General features: G+C 62.1%; 11 protein-coding genes. 4 read left to right on the plus strand and 7 right to left on the minus strand.

The genetic code is table 11. The features are described 5' to 3' along the window. Positions 1–48: 48 nt before the first annotated feature. The 4 genes from D0T11_RS18535 to D0T11_RS18550 all read right to left on the minus strand — a co-directional run bounded on the left by D0T11_RS18535 (position 49) and on the right by D0T11_RS18550 (position 4442). Positions 49–1374, minus strand: a complete 1326-nt coding sequence (locus D0T11_RS18535) for an ABC1 kinase family protein (RefSeq protein WP_119657299.1) — start codon at positions 1372–1374, stop codon at positions 49–51. Between the two features lie 318 nt (positions 1375–1692). Continuing rightward, positions 1693–2355: a TetR/AcrR family transcriptional regulator gene (locus D0T11_RS18540; RefSeq protein ID WP_119657300.1), complete on the minus strand. Its 663-nt coding sequence runs from the start codon at positions 2353–2355 to the stop codon at positions 1693–1695. A gap of 46 nt (positions 2356–2401) precedes the next feature. Next, positions 2402–3709, minus strand: a complete 1308-nt coding sequence (locus D0T11_RS18545; RefSeq protein ID WP_119657301.1) for a cryptochrome/photolyase family protein — start codon at positions 3707–3709, stop codon at positions 2402–2404. Positions 3710–3728: 19 nt separating this feature from the next. Continuing rightward, positions 3729–4442, minus strand: a complete 714-nt coding sequence (locus tag D0T11_RS18550; protein WP_119657302.1) for an SDR family NAD(P)-dependent oxidoreductase — start codon at positions 4440–4442, stop codon at positions 3729–3731. Positions 4443–4601: 159 nt separating this feature from the next. Here D0T11_RS18550 and D0T11_RS18555 point away from each other — a divergent pair, with 159 nt between their 5' ends. From D0T11_RS18555 to D0T11_RS18565, 3 genes are all read left to right on the plus strand, one after another. After that, positions 4602–4877, plus strand: coding sequence for a hypothetical protein (locus D0T11_RS18555; RefSeq protein ID WP_119657303.1), 276 nt, complete (start codon positions 4602–4604; stop codon positions 4875–4877). A 121-nt stretch (positions 4878–4998) separates the two neighbouring features. Then, positions 4999–8448: a pyruvate carboxylase gene (locus D0T11_RS18560; RefSeq protein ID WP_119657304.1), complete on the plus strand. Its 3450-nt coding sequence runs from the start codon at positions 4999–5001 to the stop codon at positions 8446–8448. A gap of 413 nt (positions 8449–8861) precedes the next feature. Beyond that, positions 8862–10202 carry a M20/M25/M40 family metallo-hydrolase gene (locus tag D0T11_RS18565; protein WP_119657305.1) on the plus strand — a complete coding sequence of 447 codons (1341 nt, stop codon included), beginning with the start codon at positions 8862–8864 and terminating at the stop codon, positions 10200–10202. A gap of 149 nt (positions 10203–10351) precedes the next feature. Here the strand turns inward: D0T11_RS18565 and D0T11_RS18570 are convergent, their stop codons facing one another. The 3 genes from D0T11_RS18570 to D0T11_RS18580 form a co-directional block, all read right to left on the minus strand. Next, on the minus strand, positions 10352–11206 hold the full coding sequence (locus D0T11_RS18570) for a transporter (protein ID WP_119657306.1): 855 nt from the start codon (positions 11204–11206) through the stop codon (positions 10352–10354). Positions 11207–11383: 177 nt separating this feature from the next. Beyond that, positions 11384–13855, minus strand: coding sequence for a M1 family metallopeptidase (locus tag D0T11_RS18575; protein ID WP_119657307.1), 2472 nt, complete (start codon positions 13853–13855; stop codon positions 11384–11386). A gap of 114 nt (positions 13856–13969) precedes the next feature. Further along, positions 13970–14869 (minus strand): DUF5996 family protein, encoded by a 900-nt coding sequence (locus D0T11_RS18580; RefSeq protein WP_119657308.1) that lies wholly within the window; start codon positions 14867–14869, stop codon positions 13970–13972. 62 nt (positions 14870–14931) lie between these two features. On the opposite strand from D0T11_RS18580, the gene D0T11_RS18585 reads away from it, so the two are divergent. Then, positions 14932–15813, plus strand: a complete 882-nt coding sequence (locus D0T11_RS18585) for an alpha/beta hydrolase (RefSeq protein ID WP_119657309.1) — start codon at positions 14932–14934, stop codon at positions 15811–15813. The last annotated feature ends 462 nt before the right edge of the window (positions 15814–16275 follow it).

A 16275-nucleotide genomic window follows, 5' to 3' on the forward strand; every position in this document is an offset into this window, starting at 1 on the left:
GGGTATCGATCCAGATTAGCCGGGAGGTAGCAACTGCTACCGGCCAGATTAATTTTCGTCGGCCGGGCGGGTGCGGATATCGGCCCGCAGCTCGGTGAGCAGGGCGTAAAGGCCCACGTAGGTACGGTTGAGGTAGATAAAATGCTCGGAGCCGCGGGGCTCGCGCTGCTGACGCAGTTCGGGCTGCTGCATCAGGTCGTCGCCGAGGGCGTAGAGGGCTTGCATGTAAGCCGGGTCGCCGAAATTGAAGGTAGGCTGGCGGAAAGGGCGGCCCACCAGCTCCAGGGAGGCCTGCATGGTGCGCAGGTAAAACTCCCGGCGGGTGGGACTGTCCTCAGGGCGCAACACGCCCCCTTCGGTGAGCAGGGCCGCCAGCTTATCCGGGTCGGCGAGGGTTTCGGGGGTGAGCAGGGCCGTGAACAGGCGGTGCACGTCGGCCGGAATTTCCTTTACGCAGCCAAAATCCAGCACGCCCACGGTACCGCCTTCAGCAGCACGGAGCAGAAAGTTGCCGGGGTGCGGGTCGGCGTGGACGCGGCGCAGCTCGTTGAGCTGGAACATATAGAAGTCCCAGAGCGCCTGGCCGAGCTGATTGCGTACGGCCTGGGGGGGCTCCGTGAGCAGGAACTCCTTCAGGTGCTGGCCGGGTAGCCAATCCATGGTCAGGATGCGGATGGACGACAGCTCCGGGTAGTAGCGGGGGAATTGTAAGTGGGCCAGTCCGGCGCAGGCGTCCGCAATTTCCTGGCCCCGGCGCAGCTCCAGGTTGTAATCGGTTTCTTCGAGCAGCCGGGTTTCCACCTCCTCCATGTAAGGCCGCACGGTGGCTTCATCGAGGCCCAGCACGCGCAGGGCAATGGGTTTTACCAGCCGGATGTCGGAACGGATGCTGTCGGCCACGCCGGGATACTGCACCTTCACGGCTAGGTCTTTACCTTCCTTTCGGGCGAAATGCACCTGCCCGATACTGGCTGCCTGCCGGGCCGCCAGGTCAAACTCAGCAAACACTTCGAACGGCGACTTCCCGAAGGTGTCGCGGAAGGCTTTCACCACGAGCGGGCCGGAGAGGGGCGGGGTCTGGTACTGGGCCTGGGCGAACTGGTCGGCGTAGGCAGTGGGGAGCAGGTTTTTCTCCATGGCCAGCATCTGGGCCACCTTCAGCACGGAGCCTTTCATTTCGCTGAGCGTGCCGTAGAGCTCGGCCGCATTGGCCGCGTGCAGGTCATCGGTGGTGCTTTCGGCCCCCACGGCCCGCTTGGCGTAGTGCTTCACGTAGTTGGCCCCCACATTCAGGCCGGTTTTGGCAAAACGCGCCGCCCGCGCCACTTTGGAGGTTGGCAGGGAGGAAAGCGAGTTAGCAGCTTCGTCAGACATGGGTATTTCGGGAAGAAAGAGGCAAGGAAAGATACTTCGGTACCCGAAGGGCCTGGGAAGTACATTAGGCAGAGCGTAGCGAAGTCTCTCGCATGCTGACGTTACATATGTAACCCAGGCTGCAAAAAACTGAAAATTACTGCTGAAGAAGCTGTTTAACAAGTGTCTGGAATCGATCAGACCATCCGGCGGAGCAGAGTCGAGGCATCTGCCTTGCTAACTAGATTTTGAAACTAATTCCCCCACTCCGCAACCTGAGTAACGTACTGCAACGTCAGTGTGCGAGACGCTTTGCTGCGCGCTGTACGACGTGCCTTATCACCGGCCAACCAGGAAGCGCACGAAATCCACGGCGGAATCGAGGGTGTTGCGGCCCACGAGGTCGAAGCTCAGGGTCACGGCTTTCTCCACGGCCGCGTCGGTGCGCTCGAAGTCCAGGGTATCGTCTTTGGCAAAAAAACCGAGCACGAACAGCATCTGCTGCCAGAAGGCGCGCGGGTACTGGTCCTGCACCAGCGGGCGGGTAGCCACTTCCTCGGTGCGGCGGCCGTCGCGCAGAATCTCGCCCACGAAATGCTCAAATTCCTGGCGGAAATCGTCGAGCACGCGGGGCGAGAGGCCGGGCATGCGGTGCAGGGAGCGGCGCAGGCTTTGCAGGGCGTAGCTGCGGTTGCGCTTCAGTATTTCGAGCAGCGTATAATAGAAGCCCAGCAGCTTTTCGCGGCTGCCATACTGCTCCCACACCGGCTCGCGGGCGGCCGTGGCGCGGGCTTCCCGCCCGAAATCGGCCCAGATTTCCCGGTCGATGGCGTCGAAGCTGGCGTAGTGGCGGTAGAACTCCTGCTCCGGCAGCTTCAGCTTGCGGGTCAGGTTGAACACGGAAGAGGGCGGCGTGCCTTTGCGCAGGACGTAGTCGAGGTAGGCTTGCTTGATGCGGCTTTTGGGCAGGGCCGTCGGTTCGGGCGTGGGTTGCTGTTCCATAGTAGGGCTACAACCGCCAGCCGGGGCGGAAAGTTACCGGCCGGGCCTACTCGCTCCGGTCGCGGGAGGCGCGGTAGGCGGCCAGGGCCCGGTCGCGGGTGGCGGGGTGGTCCACGAGGGGTTTGGGGTAGCGGCCGGTCCCGAATTCGGGCACCCACTGCTTCACATAGGCGTGCTGCTTATCGAACTTGGCCAACTGCGAATCGGGGCTGAAAATGCGGAACCAGGGCTGCGAATCGGCCCCGGTACCGGCCACCCACTGCCAGTTGCCCACATTGGACGACATTTCGTAATCGAGCAGCTTTTCGGCGAAGTAGGCCTCGCCCCAGCGCCAGTCGATGAGCAGGTTTTTGCACAGAAAGCTGGCCGTAGCCATGCGCACGCGGTTGTGCATGAAGCCCGTGGCATTGAGCTGGCGCATACCGGCATCGATGAGCGGGTAGCCCGTGCGACCCTCGCACCAGGCCCGGAACTCGTCCTCGTTGTTGCGCCACTGGATGTCGCGCAGCTTGGGGTCGTAGCTTTCGGTGGCCGTGAAGGGGAAGTGCCAGAGCAGCTGCATGAAGAAGTCGCGCCAGATCAGCTCACTCAGCCAGACCTCCGATTTCTCCTCCACGGCCCGCTGTACCAAATGGCGGATGCTCACGGTGCCGAAGCGCAGGTGCAGGCCCAGCCGGCTGGTGGAATCCCGGGCCGGCAGGTTGCGGGTGTCGGCGTAATCGTCGAGCATGCGGGCGTAGAGGCGGCGGCCCGGAATTTCCTCGCTGCTGCGCTCGAACCCCATGTCGGCGAGGGTGGGGCGGGGGCCGGACTGCACGCGGGCCAGCTTATCGAGGTGGTTGGCGGAGGTATGGGCGTGGTAGTCGGCTTCCGTGAGCTTATCCAGCCACGTGCGCTTGTAGGGGCCGTAAATCTTGTACGGCTGGCCGCTTTTGGTCAATACCTCATCCCGCTCAAAAATAACCTGGTCCTTATAGGTGTGCAGCGGTACGTGGTGGTTCTTCAGCAGCTCCGTAACGGCCGCGTCGCGGGTTTTGGCGTAGGGCTCGTAGTCGTGGTTGGTATGCACGGCGGCCACGTCCAGTTCCTTCAGCAGCTGTCCGAACACGTCGGCGGGGCGGCCATAGCGCACGAGCATCGTGCCGCCCGCCGCCTCGGCTTCCTCAATTAAGCGCTGCACCTCGTCGTAAATAAACGTAACTCGCGCATCCTGGCGGTTGTCGAGCTTATCCAGAATTTCGGGGTCGAAGATGAACAGCGGAACCACCGGGTACTCGCCCTGGAGCGCCGCCGTGAGGCCGGCGTTATCCTGAAAACGTAAGTCGCGGCGGTGCCAGAACAGGGATACTTTCATAAGGATGACAGCTGGTGCCCTACTTCAACCGGCCCATGCCGCCGTCTACGGGCATTACCTGACCCGTGATGAAGGAGCTGTGGTCGGAGAGCAGGAAGGAGGTCATGTAAGCCAGGTCCTGGGGCTGGCCGATGCGCTGCAAGGGGTGGCGCTTGGCCCCGGCTTCCTGCTTTTCGGGGGTGCTGAGCAGGGCGGCGGCCAGGGGCGTATCGGTCAGCGACGGGGCCACGCAGTTGACGCGGATGTTGCTGGCGGCGTACTCGGCGGCCAGGGCCCGGGTGAGGCCCTCCACGGCCGCCTTGGCGGTGGCAATACTGGCGTGAAACGCCATGCCCGTATCGGCGGCCACCGTGCTGAACAGTACCACGGAAGCGCCCTCGGCCTTCTTGAGTCGCTTCATGCAGGCCTGGAGCACCTGCACCGCGCCCAGCACGTTGAGCTGAAAATCGGCCTGAAAATCGGCCACCGGAATTCGCTCGAAGGGCCGCAGCTTGATGGAGCCCGGGCAGTACACCACGCCGTGCAGCACCTCGGGCAGCGCATCGAGGGCCGTGCCCAGGGGTTGGGTGACGTCGAGCGGGAGGAAGGTGGTGTTCAGCTCGGCCAGCTCCGCCGACTCGTGGCGGGAGGCAGTGTAGAGGTGGGCCCCGAGTTTGCTCAGCAGTTGGGCCGTGGCCAGCCCGATGCCGGAGGAGGCCCCAACGAGGAGAATGTTCTTATCTGCAACTTCCATGCGGGTACGCTAAAGGGTGAGGGAGTGGCCTGAGAACTGAGTGGGGACGGGAAAGTTTGGGCCGTAGCCGGCGTAATGCGGTTTCCACTGCGCTTGGCAACTGTGCCCTGATTGCGCATATTACCGGGTCGCCATTTCAATCCGCTACTCTTTCACTTTATGCAGCCTGGGTCCGACTTCCTGCTCTGCCAATCCGCCGACAGCCAAAGCCGCCTCGATGTGCAGCTCCGCAACGAAACCGTTCGGCTCACGCAGGCTCAGATGGCCGGGCTGTTCGACACCACTGAGCAAAATTGTAGTCTACATACCCGAAATTCTTTTCGGGATGCAGAACTTGATAAAAAAGCAGTTGTCAGGGATTTCTTGACAACTGCTTCCGACCGTAAGAACTGCCAGACCAAGAACTACAATCCCGACGTCATCATTCCGGTGTAAGAAAACGGATGATCGGATATTGCGAAAAACAAACAATCAGCAAAAATTCGCCGCTGTTTTCGGCTTCCTTCCGTAGCTTGCACCACCCTTCCGATTTAGTCCTTCATTCCTCCCTCTTCGCATGAATATTCGCAGACTGCTGGTCGCTAACCGCGGCGAAATTGCTATCCGCGTGCTCCGCGCCGCCACCGAGCTGGGCATTCGCACCGTGGCCATCTATACCTACGAAGATCGTTACTCGCTGCACCGCTACAAGGCCGACGAAGCCTACCAGGTGGGCCGCGACGATGACCCGCTCAAGCCCTACCTTGATATTGAGGGCATTATCCGGACGGCCAAGGAAAACGACGTCGACGCTATTCATCCCGGCTACGGCTTCCTGAGCGAAAACGCCACCCTGGCCCGGCGCTGCGGGGAGGAGGGCATCATTTTCGTGGGGCCGCGGCCCGAGGTGATGGAAGCGCTGGGCGACAAAGTAGCCGCCAAGCGCGTGGCCGTGGCCTGCGGCGTGCCCATCATCGAAAGCAGCGAAGCCGACCTGACTGACCTGAGCGTGGCCCTGACCGAAGCCCACCGCATCGGCTACCCCCTGATGCTGAAGGCGGCCAGCGGCGGCGGCGGGCGCGGCATGCGCGTCATCCGCGACGATGAGCAGCTGGAGCGCGGCTTCTTTGAGGCCCGCAACGAGGCGTTGAAGGCCTTTGGCGACGATACCGTGTTCCTGGAGCGGTTCGTGGAGCAGCCCAAGCACATTGAGGTGCAGCTGGTGGCCGATAACTACGGCGGCCTCACTCACCTCTACGAACGCGACTGTTCGGTGCAGCGCCGCTACCAGAAGGTGGTGGAAGTGGCCCCGTCGCTGCACCTGACGGAAGCCATGCGCGAGCAGCTCTACGCGTACGCCCTGCGCCTGGGCCGGGCGGTGGGCTACAACAACGTGGGCACCGTCGAATTCCTGGTGAACCCCGAGCTGGATCGGATTTACTTTATTGAGGTGAACCCGCGCGTTCAGGTGGAGCACACCGTGACGGAGATGATTACGGGCGTCGACATCATCAAAACCCAACTCTACGTGGCCGCTGGCTACCGCCTCACCGACCCCGAAATTAACCTGGGGCCGGAGGTGACGCCGATGAAAATCGGGTACGCCATCCAGTGCCGCATTACCACCGAAAACCCCGAGGAGGACTTCAAGCCCGATTACGGCACCATCACGGCCTACCGTTCGGCGGGCGGCTTCGGCATCCGCCTCGACCAGGGCTCGGTATACACCGGTGTGCGGGTGTCGCCGTTCTTCGATTCGCTGCTGGTGAAAGTGTCGACCCACGCGCCCACGTTGGCCGACGCGGCCCAGAAAATGGCCCGCACCCTCGATGAATTCCGGGTGCGCGGGGTGAGCACCAACATTCAGTTTTTACAGAACATCATTGCCCACCCCGTCTTTATGGCGGGCCAGGCCAACGTGGACTTCATCAAGGACCACCCCGAGCTGTTCAAGTTCCGCCGCCGCCTGGATAGGGCCACCAAGGTGCTCCGCTTTCTGGGCGACGTGACCGTGAACGGCAACCCCGACGTGGCCGGCAACGTGGACCCGAAAAAGGAGCTGCGCAAACCTTTGCTGCCCGATTTCGACCCCACCAGCCCGCCGCCCGCCGGCACCAAGCAGAAACTCACCGAACTGGGTCCCGAAGGCTTTGCCCAGTGGCTGCGGGCCGATAAGCAGATTCACTACACCGACACCACCCTGCGCGACGCCCACCAGAGTTTGCTGGCCACCCGCATGCGCACCTACGACATGCTGAAAGTGGCCGGCCGCTACGCCCACCAGCACCCGCAAACTTTCTCGCTGGAGTGCTGGGGCGGCGCCACTTTCGACGTGGCCCTGCGTTTCCTGCACGAAGACCCCTGGGAGCGGCTGGCCAAGCTGCGCGCCGCCGTGCCCAATATCCTGCTCCAGATGCTGATTCGGGGGGCCAACGGCGTGGGCTACAAGGCCTACCCGGATAACCTGACGGAGCGGTTTGTGGAGCAGGCCGCCGAAACCGGCATCGATGTGTTCCGCATTTTCGATTCGTTGAACTGGATGCCGGGCATGGAAGCCTGCATCAACTTCGTGCGCACCAAAACCGACCGTCTCGCCGAAGCCAGCATCTGCTACACCGGCGACATTCTGGACCCCAAGCGCAACCAGAAGTACAACCTGGACTACTACCTGCGCTTGGCCCGCCAGATTGAGGATGCCGGGGCGCATATTCTCTGCATCAAGGACATGGCCGGCCTGCTCAAGCCCTACGCGGCCACCGAGCTCATCACGGCCCTGCGCGACACCGTGAGCCTGCCCATCCACCTGCACACCCACGACACCAGCAGCCTGCAAGCTGCCACTTACCTGAAAGCCGTGGAAGCGGGCGTGGATGTAATTGACGTGGCCCTGGGCTCGCTCTCGGGCCTCACGTCCCAGCCCAACTTCAACTCCGTGGTGGAGATGCTGCGCGGCCAGCCCCGCCACCGCGAGTACGACCAGAAGTCGCTCAACGAATTCTCGAACTACTGGGAAACCGTACGCGAGCATTATTACCCGTTTGAATCGGGCCTGAAGGCGGGCACCTCGGAAGTGTTCCAGCACGAAATTCCGGGCGGGCAGTACTCCAACCTGCGGCCCCAGGCGGCGGCCCTGGGCCTGCTTGATAAGTTCGAAACCGTGAAAACGACCTTCGCCGACGTCAACCAGCTCTTCGGCGACATCGTGAAGGTGACGCCTAGCTCGAAAGTGGTGGGCGACATGGCCCTGTACCTGGTGTCCAACGACCTGACCACCCGCGACGTACTCGAAAAGGGCGACACGCTCAGCTTCCCCGAATCGGTGCGCCAGCTCTTCCGCGGCGACATCGGTCAGCCCGAAGGTGGCTGGCCCCAGCAGGTGCAGCAACTTATTTTGAAGGACGAGCAGCCGTTTACCGACCGGCCCAATGAGCACCTCGCGCCCATCAACTTCGAGCAGGAGCAGACAAACTTCCAGGAGAAGTTTGGGGTGGAAGGCAAGTTCACCGACGTGCTGTCGTGGCTGCTCTACCCCAAAGTGTTCGAGCAGTATTGGGACTTCCGCCAGCAATTCGGCGACGCCTCCATTGTACCCACTAAGGTGTTCTACTACGGCCTCCAGCCGGGCGAGGAAACCATCATCGAAATTGCCCGGGGCAAGAGCATCATCGTGGGCCTGCAAAGCATCGGGCCGGTGGATGAGGACGGCTGCCGCACGGCCTTCTTCAACCTCAACGGCCAGACCCGTAACCTCAAAATCCGCGACAACTCCGTGGAGGTGAAGCGCATCATGAACCCCAAAGCCGACAAAGCCAACCCGCGCCAGTTAGGGGCTCCGCTCCAGGGCCTGCTCAGCCGGGTGCTGGTGCAGAGCGGCCAGCAGGTGCGCAAAAATGCGCCCCTGTTCATCATCGAAGCCATGAAGATGGAAACCACCATTACGGCCCCCGAGGACACTACCATCCAGACTGTCAACCTGCCCGAGGGCACGCTGGTGAATGCCGATGACCTGGTCGTGACGCTGGCGTAGGCCAACGTGGGCACAACACAGAAAATGCTGGTGATAGTTGGGCCTGCTGTTTTAGCGGCTCGAAACTGTCGCCCCGGATGAGTGCCCGCGCGGCCGTTATCAACCGATAACGGCCGCGTGTGGTAGTGCGTTTTCCGGCAGAGTCAGAAGGGGGGCCGGGGGGTAAGAGGATTTCAGAGGGAATGTAGGCTAAGCATCCTGAAAGTAGAACGGCCGCAATACCGTCCGCCGGTTCAGTAGGGCAAACCCGGCATCCGGCAGGCTTATCTGAGCGCATCTGCCAGGGCCAGCAACGGGGCAGAATAGCGGGTAGAAAACGAACGAGTGAAACTGCTCGATGAGCGAAGGGCAGGACTGGCTGGATACTATTTTTTAGTTGCACCAATTCCAGAACAAAAGGGTTATTTTGCAGTATGCGAAAATTCCCCCCCTTCGTTCTGTTTCTCCTTCTTGTCACTACCCACCTATACGCTCAAAAAAAGACGGTTACCCAGCCCACCACGCCCGGCGTGTCGGCCGCTACCGTGGAGCGGGTAGTGCGTGCTTTGGCCGCCGATGAGATGGAAGGCCGGGCTTCCGGCAAGCCCGGCAGCGTGAAAGCAGCCGATTTTTTGGCCGCTGAATTCCAGCGAATTGGCCTCCAGCCCCTGCCGGGCCTGACCAATTTCAACCAGACCTTCCCGGCCTACGAGGCGCGCACGGCCGCAGCCTTCGTGTCGCTCAATGGCAGTAACCTCATGCCCGGTAAGTTCGTCCTCATTTCGGGTCAGTCTCACCTGAACTGGACGGAGTCCGACGAACCGGGGACACACGTGGTGACTATCGGGCCGAAGGATAATCTGATGAAGGAAGTCCGCCCCCTGCTGGACCCCAAGGAGAACACCATCGTGTTCATTGATCCGGCGCAGGAAGCCAGCTTCAGCCGCATTGTCGGGTTTGTGAAGCGCGGCGGTTTGCGGGCCGAAAAACCCGCCCCCTTTACCACCCTGCTGGTACTGGGCACCCCGCCAGCCACGCCGTTACGCTTTCAGGTAGCGGCTACCACGAGCATCCGGACGGTGGAACTGCGCAACGTGGTGGGCATGCTGCCGGGCCAGGATGCCGAACGGGCCAAGGAGCACGTCATCTTCAGCGGCCACTACGACCACCTGGGCATGTTGCCCGCCGTGGCCGGCGACTCCATCGCCAACGGCGCCGACGACGATGCCAGTGGTACAACGGCCGTGGTGGCCCTGGCGGAGTATTTCAAAAAGCAGAACGACAACGCCCGTCCTCTGATTTTCGTGGCCTTCGCCGCCGAAGAAATTGGAGGGTACGGGGCGCGGCACTTTTCGCGCCAGCTTGATGCCAAGCAGGTAGTAGCCATGTTCAACATTGAAATGATTGGCAAACAGGCCAAATTCGGCCCCAACACGGCCTTCATCACGGGGTTCGATAAATCGGATTTTGGAACCTTGCTCCAGGCCAATGCCAAGGGCACCATATTTCACTTCGAGGCCGACCCATACCCCGACCAGAACCTCTTCTACCGCTCCGACAACGCCACGCTGGCCCGGCTGGGCGTACCGGCTCACACCATCAGCACCGACCAGATTCCGACCGACAAGCGCTACCACTCCGTGGACGATGAGGTGGAGAGCCTGGACCTGGCCAACATGACGGCCGTCATCACGGCCATCGGTCGTAGCGCCGCCGGCATCATCAGCGGCCAGCAAACCCCCGTGCGCATCGCTCCGGAAACTGTGCGGCAGTAGGGGGGGGTGCTGGATGGCTGAATTGTCATTCTGAATGCAGCAAAGGACCTTGTATCACCGCACTGATTGGTGATACGAGGCCCTTTGCTGCACTCAGAATGACAGTTTAGTTTTAGCCTTCTAACCATCCAATAGTCAAACCATTTCGCTCATTTCCCAACCCGCACGCTCAGTCCAGCTCCGATGTTCAGGCCTCCGGCCGCAGGGGTGAGGCCGTGGCCGGCGGTTACGTCGAGGCGTAGGCCGGGCAAGGGGCGGTAGTAAAGGCCCGAGGTGAAGCCGGGCTGCCAGCCCAGCTGGCGCTGCCAGGTGGCGTAGGTTTCGGCGAAGAAGCCCACGTGCGTACCGGCACCTAGCGGGCCGTTCAGAGCCAGGGTAGTCAGGTACTGGCCCTGCTTGGTGCCTTCGGCCCGGAAGCCGCGCTGGCGGAACCCGAAGTTGCCTTCCAGCCCGAACCGCTGCCCCAACTGCTGCGACACGAGCACCCGCCCGCCCGGCTCGAACTGTTTATCGGCGAAGCTGGCGTCGCCGTTGCGTAAGGTCATATCCAGTAGTACCACCACCTGGGAACGGGCGTTCTGCACTGTGGAAGCGAGGAATTTGGCCCCCACGTTCAGCGGCGCAAAGCCGGCCGGGCCAGTATAGGGGGCAAGTGCCCCATCCGAACCCAAAACGGGGCGGGCAGCCGGCGCAAGCAGATACTGCTGGGTGGCGCGCAGCTCAATATGGTTGAAGAAGCCCGCCCGCAAGGTGCTGCCCCAGGCCGAGCGGCCGGGGTACCCCAGGCTACCGCCCGCATCGTAGCTGGTCAGGCCGGTTTCCAGCTGAAACTGACCCGGGTAGAGCATGTTGGTGGTGATGGTTTGCCCGGGCCGGTCGGGGCGGATAAGCCGCACGAAGGGCGACTCGCCGTTGGTCGAGCTTGGGTCAATGGTCTGGGCCAGGGTGCAGGCCGGGCCGGTGAGCCAAAGGGCTCCGGCGGTCAGCAGAGTGGTCGTACGCATGGCTACCCGACGCCCGAAGGCTGGCAAAAGTTCAATTTTCAGGTGTTAGCAGGTACAGTAGCAGGGCTCAGATCTGATTCAAATACAAAAAAAGATGCCCTGCCGTAACCACGGCGGGGCATCGTACATATCCTCCAAGCTCCAAGCTCCAAGCTCCAAGCTCCAAGCTCCAAGCTCTTACTCCGCCTTCTGAATAGCTTCCTGAGCGGCCTGGATGGTGGCTTGCTGGTCGGTGGGCTTGCCTTCCTTCACCTTTTCGAGCATCCCCAGCAGGGGTTCGGCAATGCCGTACTTCTTGTACTTCACGCCTAGGTCCTGGAGGCGGCTGACACCCTCCCGGAGTACGGTGGCATCGGAGAGGCGGGTCATGAAGCTGACCACGCTTTCGAGCATCTCAAACTTGCCCTGGGGGCCGGCGGCGTCAAACTGGTCGCGCACGTAGGCCCAGGTGCTGGCGTCGCCTTCCTCGGCGTATACGCTGGCCACGGCGGCGGCTACCGCGCCCTTGGCATTAGGAGCCAGAACCTTGGCGCGGGCCAGGGCCTGCTTGGGCTGCACGGCGGCCAGGGCTTCCAGCGCAGCTCCCTGCACGGCGTACGACTGGCTGGTGAGTTGTTTGGTGAAGGTTTTGGTATCCTTCTTATCCTCCAGCGTGCCCAATGCCTGGAGCAATGCCGCCTGGTTGTTGGTGTTTTTTTCCTGGGCCAGCTGCTTCCGAATGATAGGAGCAGCGGCTTTGGCTACGGCCTTGTCATCGAGTTTGAGGGCCGAAAGGGCGGTTAGGCGCAGGCCTGCGAACTTGTCGTTGAGGGCCGTGAGCAGGAGCTGGCGGGCGGCGGCATCGGTGGGCGGAAGCTGGGCGGCGGCGGCCACGGCTTCGCGCCGGTCCACGTAGCGGGGCGCGTGCTGGTACTGGTACACGAACTCAGAGAAGGGCTTGTTGTCCTTCTTCTGCCAGAGCAGCACTTTGTCGGCGTCCACGTTCACCAGGTTGGGCTTGCTGGCGGCCGGGAAGCGGAAGGTCTGGGTGCGCTGGTCCATCACGATCTGGTGGCGCTCGGGCTTGCCGTTCACGTACACCTCCACAGCCATGGGCAGCTGGAATACGGTGCCGGGCTGGATCTGGGTGATGGTCACGAGCTGCTGCTTGTTGAGCTGGTCGTAGCTGTACTCAATGTTGGCCACGGGGTGGCCGGCGTTGAAGTACCACTGGTTGAAAAACCAGTTCAGGTCCTGACCCGATACGGCCTCCATCGCCAGGCGTAGCTGGTGGGCCTCACCGTTGCCGAACTTGTTATCGGTGAGGTACTTTTTCAGGCCCCCGAAGAAGACGTCGTCGCCGAGGTAGTTGCGCAGCATGTTCAGAATTTGGCCGCCCTTCTGGTAGCTCACCAGGTCGAACATGTCCTCCTTGTCGGCGTAGTGGAAGCGGACCAGGTCTTTCTGGGCGTCGCGGGGGCTGCGCAGGTAGTTGCGCATGTACTGGTAGGCGTGGGCGTCGGCGGCTTCCTGGCCGTACTTGTGCTCGGCCCAGAGCGCCTCCGAGAAGTCGGCAAACGACTCATTCACGGTCAGGTTGCTCCAGCTTTCGGCCGTCACCAAATCGCCGAACCACTGGTGAAACAGCTCGTGGGCAATCACCGATTCGCCGTTGGCGTACTCCGCGTCCAGGGCCTCGCGGGCGTCCTTCTGCAGAAACTCACCGTGCAAAGTAGCCGAGGTGTTTTCCATGGCCCCGCTCACGTAGTCGCGCACCACAATCTGGGCGTACTTATTCCAGGCGTACTCTACGCCGAGGCGCTGGGAGAAAAACTCCAGCATTTCGGGTGTGTTGCCGAAAATCTGCTTGGCGAAGGGCGCGTACTTGGGTTCCAGGTAGTAGTTCACCTCCTTGCCCCGCCAGGTATCCTTGGTGATTTTGAAGTCGCCCACCGCCATCATGAACAGGTAGGGCGAGTGGGGCAGCTCCATTTTCCAGGTATCGGTGCGCAGGCCCGGGCCGGCCGGCTTCTGGCTCACCAAAGCCCCATTGCTAAGCGTGACGTAGCGGGCGGGCACCGTCAGGCTGATTTCCGAGGTGGTTTTCTGGTTGGGCTTGTCGATGGTTGGAAACCAGGCCGAGGACGACTCCGTTTCGCCCTGGGTCCAGATCTGGCGGGGCTTGCCGGCCTCCGTGCTGTCGGGGTTGATGAAGTAGAGGCCCTTGGCATCGGTAATGGCGGCACTGCCCTTGGCCTTCAGTTCCTCGGGCTTGGCTACGTATTCCAGGTACACGGTGTACTGCTGGCCGGGGGCGTAGAGTCTATCGAGCGTGATGTTAAGCTGCTCGCCGTCATACTGGTACTTGAGCGTTTTGGCCCCACCGCTGCCCACCATCGTTACCGATTTAATATCCATGCCCTTGGCATCGAGGCGGAGCGAGTCGGTGGCGTAGGCGAAGGGCTGAAGCGTGACCCACTCCTTGCCCAGGAGCTGGCGCTTGGCGTAGTCGAAGCTCACGTCGAGCTTGGTGTGCACGAGGGAGTTGATTTTGCGGGCCGAGGCGCGGTAGGGGAGGGTGTTCACCGAATCGGGGCGGGCGGGGGGGTTCTGGGCGAAGGCCGGGGCGGCTCCCAGCAGGCCGAGGCCGAGTAATAGGGCTTTGGTCATAAAGAATCAGGAGGAGGGTAAATTCAGGGTGCTAGTTGCAAAGTTTTTCGGGAAAGCAACGCCGCCAGTTCGGGGCAAGGATGCATAAACTACGGCCAGGGCTGCCCCGCCAAGCTACCGTTCCAGTGCGGCCCGGTCCCAGCCGGCGAGGGTGGCCCCGGCCGCGTAGGTGCTGGTTAGGAACGCGCGCAGCGCGGCGGCTGGGTCGGGGGCGGTGCGCACGGCCTCGTAGGGCAGCAGGAATTCGCCCAGCTCGGTGCTGTAATAGGCGGCGGCCGGCTGCACCGTAGCCTCGGCAAAACCCGCCGGAGCCGGCACGCAATAGGCATAGAACGCGGCCTCCTGCTCGTTGCCGCCGGGCCAGAATCCGTGGCTGATGACTTCCTGGGAGTAGGCTTCCCGGGTAATGAAGTCCGCCTCGGGCTTAACCGGGGCAGCGCGGCCCGAAAAGCGCGTAACGGCCAGATCGAACGAGCCCCAGAAGAAATGGACCGGGCTGCACTTGCCCACGAAACCAGCCCGGAACTGCTCCAGCACCGGCGTCATTAGGGTGAGGGCGCGCCAGAACCGGTGGGTGGCCTCGGGGTCGTAGCTGGCGTGCTGCTCGTCCTCGGCAAACGGAATGGGGTGCTCCACTTCCACCGGCACCGGCCAGATTTTCACCTCGATGCCCAGTTCCGAGAGCAGGCCCAACACTTCCCGGTAAAACGCGGCCACGGAACGCGGGACCAGCGGCAGGTGGCGTACGGCCCCGTCGGAACACCGCAGGTGGAGCTGGTGGTCAACGAAGTCGAACTCAATTTCGAAGCTGCGGTGCCTGTAGGGCATGGCCGAGGTGGTCAGGCCCCGGGCCGAGACGTAGAGCGGCACGTTCCAGAACTGGTTGACGAGGGGCGTGCAGGCCAGCCGGATTTTGCCCACCACCTGGGTCCACATGTGCAGGGTGGCGAGGGTGTCGGCCCAGTCGGCCAGGGGCAAAGCGGGCCAAGCGGGAGCGGAAGCGGGCGTAGGCATGGGCAGGAGGGGTTAGGAAGGAATCCGTACTTTCCGGCAAAAGACAAACCGTTCCTGAAAGTATGAAAACTCTCCGCCTTCTGGTGCTACTGCTACTGAGCCTGTCGGCCGCCCCGGTGGCCCGCGCCGCCCGCGTCGATACGCTGGCCATTCCGAGTGCCGCCATGCAGCGCACTTACCGGGCGGCCGTGGTGGTGCCGGCCTCCTACGCCAAAAACAAAAAGGCCCGTTACCCGGTGCTCTACCTGCTGCACGGCGCCTACGGTCACTTCGCCGACTGGACCAGCAAAACGCCCGACAAAACCCTGCTTCACCGCCTCGCCGACCAGTACAACCTGCTCATCGTCACGCCCGAGGGCGAAACGTTCAGCTTCTACCTCAACTCGCCGGTGAACCCCGCCAGCCAGTTCGAAACCTACCTCACGCAGGACGTCATCGGCAAAATCGACCAGACCTACCGCACCGTGGCCCGCAAGGAGGGCCGGGTTATTACGGGCCTTTCGATGGGCGGGCATGGGGCGCTTTACCTCGCGGCGCGGCACCCGGAGCTGTTTGCGGCGGCCGGCAGCATGAGCGGGGCGCTAGACCTGAGCATCACCAACCGTAAGCTCAACCCCGACGAGGCCAAGCAGCGCCAGAGCCTGTTCAACCCCATCCTCGGCCCCGAAGGCCCCGCGCCCAACGCTTACAGCACAAACTCGGTAGTCAACATGACTGACGCGCTCTACCGCAACGGCCTGCCCCTTATTATTGACTGCGGCGTGGACGATTTCCTCGTCGACATCAACCGCGAAGTCCACCGCCGCCTCGTCTACAACCACACGCCCCACGACTACACCGAGCGCCCCGGCGCCCACACCTGGGACTATTGGCAGAACGCGCTGCCGTATCATCTGCTGTTCTTTCAGAAGGTGCTGGAAGCGGGCGGAGTAGGGGTGAAGTAGGCGTGGGCAAACACCAATTAGGCGGGCAAGAGCACCACCGCTATTTTGTACATTTGGCTCATTGACGCGTGGTGGTTAATCCACCTCACCGAACTACGGGTTGCGCCAGAAACGCAAAGCCCCCGGACTGTTGGAACCAGCCGGGGGCTTAAGAAGCAGGTGGGCAAACACCTTACTTCTACTCGTATGAAGAGAAAGCGTGTTGAAGTGGAAGGAGCCGACAAAGTTAGCTTCTTCCGCCTACTGCTTGAACTGAGCAAATCAGTGCTGAGCGGTATAGTTCGCGCCGTGGTAACCGATTGGTTGCACCGGCACTAGTGCTTAGTCAGGCAAGTTAGTTACCCTAATTTTCTGGTAGTGGCGGTCGAGTTTGACACGGGCTTTTTCCAGCGTGAATTGCCATTTGACCGTGGCCCGGGCCGCATTGCGTTCGGCCACGCAAGCGGCGACGTGGGCGGTGAG

Origin of the sequence: Hymenobacter rubripertinctus, from assembly GCF_003583925.1 — a bacterium.
Classification (GTDB): domain Bacteria; phylum Bacteroidota; class Bacteroidia; order Cytophagales; family Hymenobacteraceae; genus Hymenobacter; species Hymenobacter rubripertinctus.